10 protein-coding genes and 1 pseudogene are annotated in these 11261 nt (G+C 42.0%); 4 read left to right on the plus strand and 7 right to left on the minus strand.

Annotation, left to right across the window (positions count from 1 at the left end):
- The first annotated feature begins 146 nt into the window (after positions 1 to 146).
- Positions 147 to 1013 carry a YicC/YloC family endoribonuclease gene (locus tag MARME_RS20380; RefSeq protein ID WP_013663164.1) on the plus strand — a complete coding sequence of 289 codons (867 nt, stop codon included), beginning with the start codon at positions 147 to 149 and terminating at the stop codon, positions 1011 to 1013.
- Positions 1014 to 1213: 200 nt separating this feature from the next.
- Here MARME_RS20380 and MARME_RS20385 read toward each other — a convergent pair whose 3' ends face one another.
- Positions 1214 to 1537: a helix-turn-helix domain-containing protein gene (locus MARME_RS20385; protein ID WP_449560088.1), complete on the minus strand. Its 324-nt coding sequence runs from the start codon at positions 1535 to 1537 to the stop codon at positions 1214 to 1216.
- Positions 1538 to 2036: 499 nt separating this feature from the next.
- On the opposite strand from MARME_RS20385, the gene MARME_RS20390 reads away from it, so the two are divergent.
- A complete protein-coding gene (locus MARME_RS20390) occupies positions 2037 to 2228 on the plus strand; it encodes a hypothetical protein (protein WP_013663166.1) in 192 nt (63 codons plus the stop codon).
- A gap of 6 nt (positions 2229 to 2234) precedes the next feature.
- A complete protein-coding gene (locus MARME_RS22920; RefSeq protein WP_083799828.1) occupies positions 2235 to 2573 on the plus strand; it encodes a beta-propeller fold lactonase family protein in 339 nt (112 codons plus the stop codon).
- 69 nt (positions 2574 to 2642) lie between these two features.
- Here the strand turns inward: MARME_RS22920 and MARME_RS20400 are convergent.
- The 4 genes and pseudogenes from MARME_RS20400 to MARME_RS20415 form a co-directional block, all read right to left on the minus strand.
- Positions 2643 to 3605, minus strand: a pseudogene (locus MARME_RS20400) (IS5 family transposase).
- Between the two features lie 209 nt (positions 3606 to 3814).
- On the minus strand, positions 3815 to 4786 hold the full coding sequence (locus MARME_RS20405) for an O-methyltransferase (protein ID WP_013663167.1): 972 nt from the start codon (positions 4784 to 4786) through the stop codon (positions 3815 to 3817).
- Positions 4783 to 6183 carry an ATP-binding protein gene (locus MARME_RS20410; RefSeq protein ID WP_013663168.1) on the minus strand — a complete coding sequence of 467 codons (1401 nt, stop codon included), beginning with the start codon at positions 6181 to 6183 and terminating at the stop codon, positions 4783 to 4785. Before MARME_RS20410 ends, MARME_RS20405 begins: the two co-directional genes overlap by 4 nt.
- Positions 6184 to 6201: 18 nt before the next feature.
- Positions 6202 to 7338 carry a DNA cytosine methyltransferase gene (locus tag MARME_RS20415; RefSeq protein WP_013663169.1) on the minus strand — a complete coding sequence of 379 codons (1137 nt, stop codon included), beginning with the start codon at positions 7336 to 7338 and terminating at the stop codon, positions 6202 to 6204.
- 1436 nt (positions 7339 to 8774) lie between these two features.
- Between MARME_RS20415 and MARME_RS20420 the strand changes: the two genes are divergently transcribed.
- Positions 8775 to 9515, plus strand: coding sequence for a class I SAM-dependent methyltransferase (locus MARME_RS20420; RefSeq protein ID WP_013663170.1), 741 nt, complete (start codon positions 8775 to 8777; stop codon positions 9513 to 9515).
- A 26-nt stretch (positions 9516 to 9541) separates the two neighbouring features.
- On the opposite strand, the gene MARME_RS20425 is transcribed toward MARME_RS20420, so the two are convergent.
- Entirely contained in the window at positions 9542 to 10465 is a 924-nt protein-coding gene (locus MARME_RS20425) for a nucleotidyl transferase AbiEii/AbiGii toxin family protein (protein ID WP_013663171.1), read from the minus strand.
- The gene (locus tag MARME_RS20430) at positions 10458 to 11249 is read right to left on the minus strand and encodes a type IV toxin-antitoxin system AbiEi family antitoxin (RefSeq protein ID WP_013663172.1); all 792 of its coding nucleotides are present in this window, start codon (positions 11247 to 11249) and stop codon (positions 10458 to 10460) included. The genes MARME_RS20425 and MARME_RS20430 overlap by 8 nt, the downstream gene beginning before the upstream one ends.
- Positions 11250 to 11261: the final 12 nt, after the last annotated feature.

Genomic DNA, 11261 nt, shown 5'->3' on the forward strand with positions numbered 1-11261 from the left:
CTCTACTTAATAAATCAATGGAAACGCCATTATAACCAACCAAAAGTCATTTTACTTCCCGAAATTTCACACTTAATCGCCTCACCTATCCAGATCATTTGCGGTACACTAACGGCCTTTCAATAAACTGCAATTAGGTGATACGTATGACCGCAAGCATGACCGCTTTCTCACGCCAAGAAGCCGTATACGAATGGGGCACGATTAGTTGGGAGGTGCGTTCGGTCAACCAACGTTATCTTGAACCACATTTTCGCCTACATGAAAGCTTCCGTGAGTTAGAATTCAGCTTCCGCGACGTACTACGTAAAAAACTAAACCGAGGCAAAGTGGAATGCCAACTGCGCTTCCAACCCGTCGACAAAGCCGCGACCAGCCTGACGATTAACCCAGACAACGCACAAGCCCTCGCCAATGCGGTAAACGAGCTCGGCACCTGGTTTGACGGTATTCGTACGCCGTCTCCACTGCAAATTCTTCAATGGCCCGGCATCTTAAGCGACAGCAGCAACGACGCCGACACCATGAAAAAAGCCGTTATTGAGTTGTTCAACACCGCCGTGGATGAACTGATCCAAATGCGCCTGCGCGAAGGCGAGCAACTGGTCGAGATCATAGAACAACGCTTAAACAGCATCGACGACATCGTTGCAGACATAAAAGAAAAACTGCCGACCATCATCGCCACGCAAAAGCAAAACCTGTTGGATAAACTAGAAGCCGCCAAAGCCGAGCTTGACCCAATGCGCGTCGAAGCTGAAATCGTCCTACTAGCACAAAAAGCCGACGTGGCCGAAGAGCTTGATCGCCTCGTGACTCATACCAAAGAAGTCCGCCGCCAGCTTAAGCAAAAAGGCCCCATCGGCCGCCGTTTGGACTTCCTAATGCAAGAACTCAACCGCGAAGCGAATACGCTTTCTTCTAAATCTATCGTGGTGGAAACAACGCAGAGCGCGGTGGAATTGAAGGTGTTGATTGAGCAGATGAGAGAACAGATTCAGAATATTGAGTGATTTCGACTAAGGTGTGGGTAGCGATGCTATCCACATATTTTCCATTGAAGCATTAGCACTTTTATATCGAATGCTCAAAACATTCAAATAGCTGTCCGCATACTGAAAAAAAAACACCTTGCCGATTCTGAGCCAAAACCCCTACAGCTATCTGATCACCTGAGCTTAACGTACGAGTTACAGTGAGCTTCTGAATGGGCTTAAAACTCATCTTTTAGGACCTCATCAATGCTAGTGGGTGTAGCAACGCGCTCTTTGGTAGGTTGTGTAAGCTGATAAAGCCTATCCAATGAGTCGAGAGTCTGCCAAAGCAACAGCAATTGGCGAAATGAAATTTGCCCTGTCAGCTCGAATTTCTTAATGGTGGCCGCAGACACGCAGCTTCGCTCTGCCAATGCCGCTCGTGACAGTTTTGCGCGTTGGCGTAACTCTCGCAAATAAGCCGCATAGGCTTGGGTCACATCAGTATCATCAAGTAAGGTAAAATTCATCTGCAATGACTCAGTGGATACAGTTATATCCATCATAGTGGTAATAAACAAAAAATGGCCACTACTGTATCCATCAATAGAAAGGCTATTGTTCATAAATACGCCGCTACTCAAAATACTGTAAAGCGTATTAACGTACGAAACACCGCAATTCACAATTACCAAACACTAGACTTAGATATCGCAAAGCATGTGGTAGCAAATAAACTTGGCAACTTCACAGGCTTTATTGCTGGAATAAGATACCTAGGGTTACAACAAAGAAACGGTTAGCCTTGGATACGCTAAAAAATTTTGCCACAACAAAGTAACACCTCTATTAAGGCTCAGAGGTATGCAGGGCTTAATTTACTCTGGCCCGTTTTATTTGTTTTATTAGCGTGGCCCGTTTTATTTGATACAAACACGACGTACAGCCACGTGACCACGATACATTTGAACTAAGAAAGAAAAGCAGGATTACTTTCCGAGCTTTTAGCGTCGAACATCCATAGTGAAAACCGCAACACACCTACTAATCTAAGGATTATATATGTTGTTAGGGACAAGGTTTTTTTCATTGAAATGTATTTTTCCAGCATTACTACTGTGTACACAGGTGGTTTTCGCAGACACTAAGAATGTTTGGGTTGCCGCTGGTGCCGATGGAATTTATACCAGCCAGCTAGATGAAGTGACAGGCAAAACATCCCCTGCTCGCCAAGTTGTAAATGACATTTACTAAGCCTATATCGCTAAGCAGCCAACTTTAAACGTTATTCATTCTACTAATCGGTCTAGTACTGATAACAGTGTAAGTTCTTATCAATTCGATGAAACCGGCAATTTAACACTGCAAAGCCGCCTTGGCGGACAGTCAAATGGCGGCGTGCATATTGAGGTTAGCCCAAATGGTAAGTGCTTGGCTGTTGCTTACTATCGTGGTAGTGTGATCAGCGTTTATCGTTTAGATGATCAAGGCGCGATAATAAGCGAATTTGCAACCGCTCGTCATGAACGCCATGGGAACCTGCGAATAACTCAGTCTATTAGTCGCTCAGCGTTGAAGTTTTGTATTTCCGCTCTATAAACATAAATTTCGAGCGCTTTTAACGCCATTTTGAGATTGTTACTCCCATTTTTTGGGACGCTAGACGGACTAACCCCGTGCAGATCGTATCATTTGGTCGACTCGCAGTAAGTTTCCAAGCGCAAATAAGACGGCAAGCTTGTTGTCATTCTTCGACAAGCCTTTGTAGATGACTTTTCGGAAGCCAAACTGGCATTTTAGTATTCTAAACGGATACTCGACTTTGGCTCTGATACTGGCCTTTAAATACTTTGTTCGGATGGGGTTCTTATTTATACGAGGACGTTTCTTCCAAGCTCGTATCTTACAGGGCATTTCAGCAATCAACTAATCCAGCTTCTTTCCTTTAGTTTCCTCTCGTTTTTCTACACCACGGTAGCCTGAGTCGGCTGACACAAATGACTCGTCGCCATGTATGATATCATGGATTTGGTTTAGATCATGATCATTGGCGGGTGTAGTAGTAAAGCTATGCACTAAGCCGCGTTTTGCATCGACACCAATATGTGCTTTTAATCCAAAGAACCATTGATTTCCCTTTTTGGTTTGATGTATTTCAGGATCACGCGCATTCGATTTATTTTTGGTTGAGCTCGCAGCTTCAATAATCGTCGCGTCAACGATGGTTCCTTCCTTGAAGTGGATTCCTGAGTCAGGCAACCATTTATTCACTTCTTTAAAGAGCTTACGGCCAAGCTTATGCTTCTCAAGCAAATTCATGATGGTTGTGTGATCAGGAATGGCTCCCTCTAAAGACAAGCCTGCAAATAAACGTATAGAGGTTATCTTATACAGAACATCCTCCATCGCGGGATCACTCATGTTGTACCCGTTTTGCATAAAGTGAATGCGTAACATGGTCGCAAGCGGGTAAGGATGTCACCCATTACCTGCTTTCGGTTAAAAGGGCTCTATTTGAGCTTCGAGTTTTTACCATGGGATCAGCTTATTCATACGACCCAGAAAAAGCTCTTTGCGGGTTTTACGGCGTTTACTGGTGAATTCGGTATCTGCGAAGAAGAGTTGGTTCATGGTTGATTAGGAATTTTGGTCGGCTTAAGTCGGTGAGATTGTCTCATGTTGCCAACTTATTCGCAGGCTCCCATGGCAATCGTTGTCGAATAAAACTACTCAAGCTGTTATTGGTATGGTCTACTAAACTAAAAGACCGCAAAGCTTATCGTCGCTCGGCTGAGTGACGATAAGCTTAATTTTGTTCTGTCGCGGTTTATCCATTTTAACTAGCCTATAACTCTTTGGAAGTTAGGAATAAAACGATAGTACTTTATATAATTTTCAATTTTTGCTTTCGCCTTTCGTGCATTTCTATCTAGCTTAAAGGGTAATACGTCCAGATCGAAATCTTGACCTTGACATGGTAAATACCTATTAATTTCTGCTCTTTCTTTCTGAGTAATATCTGGAACATTAATTTCTTGAACTTTCTCCCACGATTGAGCCATATATGGCCAGCTTTCTAAATGGGAATCAATTAGTAGCTTACTCAGTGAAATATCATCTTCTTCAGGAAGAATTATGCCAGTGATAGTTAACATCTGGTGTCGATTATCAATGTATCGGAACTGTGTCAACGGCACATACTCCAAACCATCTAACCCTAAAGCATCTTCAGTTGCCCTCTTAAACATTTCAGATATGGTTAAAGCAAACCTATCCATCCCTATTACATCATTGGCGGTCAGGTTAGCACTAAGCTGGGTACAGTTAGCTTTACTTTGAAATGTTTGTAACTCATTTCCTGATGGGTTCTCTTTGAGGCTATCTGGGTTGGCATTGAATGTAACCTTAAAGATATCGTACTCTTTCAAGTTTTCAATCAAAGCTACACAATCATTTATCTGTGCTCCCCACTTTGTATCGGTATAGTCTAGCCATACGATAACAGGATCGTCTTCGTTGAAGTTATTAATATAGTCGCTAGTAGCCCCTTCCCAACATTCAATACATGAGTAAGGTTTATTAAAGTCTTGACGTGTGAGAACCGCAGAATCTCTCTCAATTGAAACTAATTTAGTTAATCCAAGTTCATGATGTAACGCCTGATGATCAGCAAGCATTGGGCCACCAAGACTAATATACTTGTAGTTTTTTAGATCTCTTCCTAAGGCTAGATTGCCCAGTAGGTCAAAAAATATTCTTCGCTCAATAGCTTTATTTGTCCTCAAATGATACGGGACGCTACCTCCACTCATTTGGTTGCCTCCGTATAAACGAAATCAAAGCATGATTCACCTATTTGATTTGGCGTCGCGTCTGATTCTAAATTTAGGTACTCACAAACAACCTCCACTTTTTCTAGTGGTTTTTGGAAACTTATACGCTTGTTGGACTCTATATTTTTCGGCACTGGCAGTGTTGGTTTAAATTTGGATTCAGAGACTCTATTTCTTACTTTTGTCCACTTGTCAGGAACAGCAGAAAACTCTTCAATAACCTTTAATGGTGATGCAATCTCTGACTTATTTAGTCTACTGTTACTCTCACTAATCAACTCTTGCCCTTTCCATTTATTGGTGTAGTCAATAAACAGCTTTGTGCCCTCAACCATATGCTTTCGCACTTTCAAAAAAAGTGGTGATGATATATCCACTCCTCGTTTGGTTGTAGTAATCGGAAGTTTCTCTGGAGACTTGGACTTAAAGTAAACAATACCACTGATTGCAATAAACTGAGTGTGGTACCTTGCATAGTCAGAACCCCAACCAGTAAGTTCAGTCTTGTCTTTGAAGACTACAATTCGATCATTGCAAACAATAGTCCAGCCAGCATCTCTGGTATTATGTCTTGCTTGCTGCTTATCGTTTTCCTCTTCATTTTCGCTTGGGAGAGGTGAATAAAAACCAACTATGAGTTTCACATCAACACCATCAAACTCCCCCTTGAATATATAAGGCTGAATAGCCTTACCTTGAGTGTCAACTCTTTCATAGCGCATGCTCACCGGCATAGGGTTTATAAGTTCATCATTTACTTTAACGGTAAAACCTTTGTCAATAATGTAACTATATGCAAAAACTATTTTATTTATTAATGTTGATTGAAAGGAGTTCTGTTTGAATTGGTTAGCAATATCCTTTTGCACTTTAGTTATTTCTATTTTTGTTCCATGCTCAATTTCACTGACTAACGAAGGCTGGATAGGAATCTCCCAGTCATGGTCGCTATTTAACCAATCTTCATCAATTTCTATTGAAAATGAATCTGAATTAATATGCGATGTTGATATTTTGCAGTATCTACCTATTTTAAAAATAGAACGTTTCATACCAATTCCATATACACCAACAGTAGCTAGATTATCCTGCGGGGCATCTTTAGGTCTACCCATTCGAAATGCGTAGGCAGCACTTTCGATGGGAATACCACCACAGTTGTCTGCAATGGAAAACGAACTTTTATCAAACCTAATGTTTACCCAATACCCAGTATAATCAATTTCGTCGGGGTCTTTATTCTGGGATCGAGTAACTCCATCTAGGCAGTTATCTAACAGATCCAAGATTGCGTCCTCAAGATCAATATCTCGTGTCAGCATATCTACAAAGAAGCGCTTCGTGGGTGTAAAGTTTGCTTGTGGTAATTGAGACACTTTAGTTACCTCCTAAAACTAAGCTGCAAGTTCGCCTCTTTCTTGTATGCAGCTATCGTATATTCCTTTTAATAAATGATAAGACATCAGTGGCGAAACACTATTTCCTATCATTCTAAAACTATGCCACTTCGTTGGATTAAAAACAAACCAGTCAGGGAAGCCTTGTAATCTTGCAGCTTCTCTAACGGTAATAACTCGTGGTGCTGAGGGGTGAATCGGCCTAACAGCTTGGTGACTCCCTTTATCACTGCCGGTTCCCGCTCGTAGCGTAGGGCAAAACCCCCTCCACTCCAATCGTTTAGCCCTACTTATCTTATCTATAGAGCCTTGCGGTGTCTCGCCATATCTCTTCATAACACTTGCAGCGTGGGCTGTATCAAAAAAGCCACTTATTAATCCGTTTGACAAATGCTCTTTTGCTACTTTCCAACCCAGCCCGTCAGTCGGTTTAGTTCTCATACGTTTTGCGTAACTAGATAACCCGTTGGATGAAATATAGTTACCCCATCCAAAGTCTCCAGGATCTTTATTCTGCGGTACAGGGGATGCGAGATCACTGATAGCTTCCTGAACAGTCACTTTAGGTATAACAACACGGTTTATACTGTCCATATCGATTGGTGGCATTAGCTTTTTATTATACCCGATAACTATTACTCTACGGCGTTTTGTTGGTGCTCCACAGTCTGACGCATCCAATACAACAGGGGGCAAGATCGTGTATTTTTTATGTAATATTTGAAGCGCTAAATCTAATTCAGACCTATTCTTTTCATCTAGCAAACCTTCGACATTCTCCATAATAAAAAATTTAGGCTTGATTATGTTTACATTTCGGAAGAAGTGGCCAAGTAACGTCCGCCTCGGGTCATCTACATCAGAAGTACCCATTCGACTATAACCTTGGCATGGAGGACCACCGATGACACCATCAACTTGAAGTCCATTAAGATGTTCAGACCAAAATTTTCTACCTGTCTTAGCCAGATCAGCTGTCAACACATTCGTTTCAGGAAAGTTTAATCTGTAGGCAGATTGCAACGTTTCATCAATATCTACCGCCGCAACTGTCTGAAAACCAGCTAGCTCTGCACCTAAGCCGAACCCTCCACAGCCACAAAACAAATCCACAATTTTTGGTTTAGCATTCACTAAATTAACCCTAAAAATAAATATTATCTTCAATATGTATATATTATCGCTTTAGCTGAGAATGTCGACCGTTACGAATAAAAACTTTAACCTAAGATTCTAGAGCAAACTAACCCAAATTACTTTTATGAACACCAATCGTGTTCCTATATGCTTATGGTCATTAAGCAAACAAATACCCGTTTTTACGTTAATTTCAACTCGCTGACGCCCTTTTGGAAAGAGGTGTTTCTCCGCGTGCAGGCTTCGGTAGTGTCGCACACTATTTCTATACAAAATAGCGGCATCAACTGTTACCTTAGTTTGTTCTATCATCACACAATATATAACATAAGTTTCAGCATTTTTATGCGATCTCGTGGTGAAAGCCTATTAGGTGCCAGCCTAAGTTTTTAAACTTATTCAAGCCCCCATCGAACACAGCTTCCAGTTTAGAAAGTAGCTCTATCTGCGTGTCTGTACTCTAAGCAAATTTATCTCGCTTTTTTGATTACCTTCTGGTCAGACTAAGCAAATCCTGTGGGAAGATTTTGTTCAGAAAATGGAGTAGCCAATGCAGTCTCAAATGATGACTCTTTGGGTAACGCGTTCATTCATTTCAGGATAAAAACCAAAGTAGCCGCCAAGCTTTACACTGTTGCCTCAGCTCATACCTCGCTGAATGGCTGGGTTCATGCTGTTCTTTTTCAAAACAGTCCTCACTGGTCTGTTACATTTCGTTAGAAATTAACATGTATAGAAAAACGGTTTTTTTATACATGTCACTTTGCATATGTATAAACTTTAGCCTGATAAACCATGTCGAAAAATTTTAAAGGGCGACCCTTCCGTTTCGCTTGGTCACTATGTCAACGTATTAGCTCCCCTCGGCCTATTGGACGACCTAACCAAAGTTGCATTTGATGACGAGCTGGGAAGAAAGCTGCAAGACATCCAATTGCTGAATAAAAAATAACGAGTAAAGCCAAGGCTATCCACCAAAGATTGTTAAAGGTCATTTCTAAATGGGAAGGCCTTGCCCAACAAACAGGTATCCGCAAAGAAGAAATAGAGCTATTGGAGGGCAGTTTTATACTCGATTAGATTTTCATCACACTTTTATGCGCATAAAAATGTAAGACTTCGCACTTTTATGCGCGTAAAAGTGTGAAGTGCAAGTTGAGTACTCATCCATGCGCTTTACTGAACAGGAAAAACCAGCGGTTAGAGGTCTGCACAAAGTGACTTTATAGGTCACAATCTGTAGACCTTATCTATCGCATCTATTCTCTAAATCATCCGTAAGCCAACCTACTTTCACAGCGGTTCTTCATCAAGACTTCAACCCGTCTATAACGTCATCGTTTATCACCCTGCTATACTCATTCTACTTGACGTTATAACCCTAACGTTTCAATTAACAACAAGCCCAGCATCTAAGAAGGTTATCGAACGATATGAATGAGCATGATGAATACATGGCTGACTTTATGACGGTGTTCCAAACGTTGGAGCGTTGGGGGCCAAGCACCGATGCCGACTCGTTAAAAGCATTATCAATGCTGCCCATCACGCCTACAAACATCATTGATATTGGCTGCGGTAAAGGGTTTTCTACCCGCCTGTTAGCACAACATACAAAGGCGCAGATCATCGCTGTGGATAACGAGCCAAGCGCTCTCGATACTCTTGGTGAACGCCTTGCTGAGCAAGCATTAGATGCACGCGTTTCTCTTTTCTGCGCCAGTATGACGGAGCTGCCGTTTTCTCCTTCAAGCTTTGATTGTGTTTGGTCGGAAGGTTCTGCTTACGTTATGGGAGTCGAACAAGCGTTAACGCAGTGGCGACCGTTACTTAAAGAACACGGCTGCATGGTGATCAGTGATTTAGTCTGGTTAACCGATAACCCAAGCAGCGATTCAATCGCGTTCTGGAAGAACGAATACGCCGATATGCAAACCGTATCGACACGCTTAACGCAAATGCAGCAAGCTGGCTTTGACGTGATTGATCATTTCACTCTCAGTGAACGAGCTTGGTTTGACTATTACCAACCTCTAAAAGCACGCGTTGCCGATGTTAAAGCCAGCATGCCGAATTCAGCAGCCATCGCTGATTTAGAACGCGAGATTGAGATTTACGAACGTTACTTAGGCGAGTTTGGCTACCATATGTTTGTGCTACATAAAACAACGTAGGAATTCACAAAGTACGAATAAGGCGCTCATTCAAGCCATTCATCAAGCACGGCTTCTAATTTCGTAAGTTGCTCTTTATGCTTTGCTTGATTCTTAGCTAACTTGTCTAGGTTTTGCAGTTTCCAGCGTATAGCGGGGAGGTTTGCTACATCAGGGTAATCAAACAACGTCCAATCGGGATTTCCTTGCTTGAAGGACAATAAAAACGCACGATCTTCTTTGGTAAAGTGTTTTTTGAGCTCGTTTACCATTTTAGATCTTACAGAAAGTAAATCCTCTAGGTTTACTGGCTCAAAAGTCATTCCGTCAAACTCCGCTTTAAATGTCTCATCAAGTGGTTGCCAGTTTGGCGCCATAACTTCATTGATAGGTCTTGGATGGCTTAACGCATACGTTATAAACCCAATAAAAATATCTCGAGAAATGCCCTCCTCTAGAAGTAACGTACGAACATCGAATAAGTCGCGTGGATGTTGGCGGTCCATTGCAGCACATAGCTTTCCACCATAAAGGTCAGGCAGGCTAACCACCGAAATTTCCGCATAGCCATATTCTTCTTCGACTAACTCTTGTACTGGCAAGTTATTCGGTTTATGCAGCGTACCTCTTGCTACCGGAGACACTTCAATTTTGATTGTTGCATTAAGGCTCGTTACAACAATACGAAGTTCATCTACTTTTTGATCCTGTAACACAGCTCGTGTATCTGGTTGAGCATTGATGAGATCTACGATCCTTTTAAGCGCTGCTTTTACATTTTCTAGGGCTTCAATTCTGGGCTCAAGAGGGAGATATGCAAGATCGATATCTACAGACAATCGAGGAAAATTCCTCACAAACAGGTTTATAGCCGTACCGCCTTTTAGTGCAAATACAGACTCTGTTGCGACGATAGGTAACATTCTAATAAGCAATGAAAGCTGCTTGTAGTAAGGGCTCTCTCTATCCATTTCTTTGTTCTTCTTGTTTTGCTAAAAATTTTTCTGGAACCGTTATTTGGTAACGTTCATCCAATCGCCCTTTCTCCACGACCTGACGCTTTCCAGAGCCTAATCCTATCTTCGTTTCATCGAGGCGTTGAACCCACTGATGGTCATAAAAGTGGCAAAGAAACAAGAACACCCTATTGGTTTGGACTGAACGACTGCGCTCAAGCAAGGATTGCACCTTTCTAGGACTAAGATTTACCAACCCTTGGAAAAGCTCTGCGGCATGCTCAAACGAAATTAGCTTTCCGATTGCGTCAACAACTTCATAAGCGGCAAGCTCTGGACAACTGGCTTTTAGTGCTTTCCCCTTAACCATGATCACCTTCAGATCCTTTTCAGGAACAATTTCAAGCTTATGGTTGCCACAATAAAACCAATTTTGATCAGGGAATTCACGAAACCATTTAGGCAATGATTGCTTACTCTTCACTCCAACCCAAACCTGCTCTTTGCCAACTGATAGGTAATGACTCAAACCTTGATGCGTCAAGCTACCTAGTCCAGCGAGATGAACTGGGAGGCGCAGCTGTATATCCGTTGCTTGTAGAGCTTCCGTCCAATCTGGCTTGCTGTCGCCGTTTGCACTTGGACGATAATAAACACCTGAAGATAACTTCATAAGCCAGCCACTCTTTGTATACTTTTGAGCTAACGAATAGCTTATTCCGTTCTCAGTCAGCCATTGTTGTAACACAAGAGCACCAGGAGAGGTATGGGTAACCAGCCAGTTTATTTTTAAAGACATTATTAAACCCAA

The organism is Marinomonas mediterranea MMB-1, from assembly GCF_000192865.1.
In the GTDB taxonomy this organism is placed as follows: domain Bacteria; phylum Pseudomonadota; class Gammaproteobacteria; order Pseudomonadales; family Marinomonadaceae; genus Marinomonas; species Marinomonas mediterranea.

What these genes read in the sequence shown, in the direction of transcription:
- MARME_RS20405 (WP_013663167.1), bottom strand. Translation starts at nt 4,786, where the DNA reads ATGAGTGGAGGTAGCGTCCCGTATCATTTGAGGACAAATAAAGCTATT.
- MARME_RS20420 (WP_013663170.1), top strand. Translation starts at nt 8,775, where the DNA reads ATGAATGAGCATGATGAATACATGGCTGACTTTATGACGGTGTTCCAA.
- MARME_RS20390 (WP_013663166.1), top strand. Translation starts at nt 2,037, where the DNA reads ATGTTGTTAGGGACAAGGTTTTTTTCATTGAAATGTATTTTTCCAGCA.
- MARME_RS20430 (WP_013663172.1), bottom strand. Translation starts at nt 11,249, where the DNA reads ATGTCTTTAAAAATAAACTGGCTGGTTACCCATACCTCTCCTGGTGCT.
- MARME_RS20380 (WP_013663164.1), top strand. Translation starts at nt 147, where the DNA reads ATGACCGCAAGCATGACCGCTTTCTCACGCCAAGAAGCCGTATACGAA.
- MARME_RS20385 (WP_449560088.1), bottom strand. Translation starts at nt 1,537, where the DNA reads ATGGATATAACTGTATCCACTGAGTCATTGCAGATGAATTTTACCTTA.
- MARME_RS20425 (WP_013663171.1), bottom strand. Translation starts at nt 10,465, where the DNA reads ATGGATAGAGAGAGCCCTTACTACAAGCAGCTTTCATTGCTTATTAGA.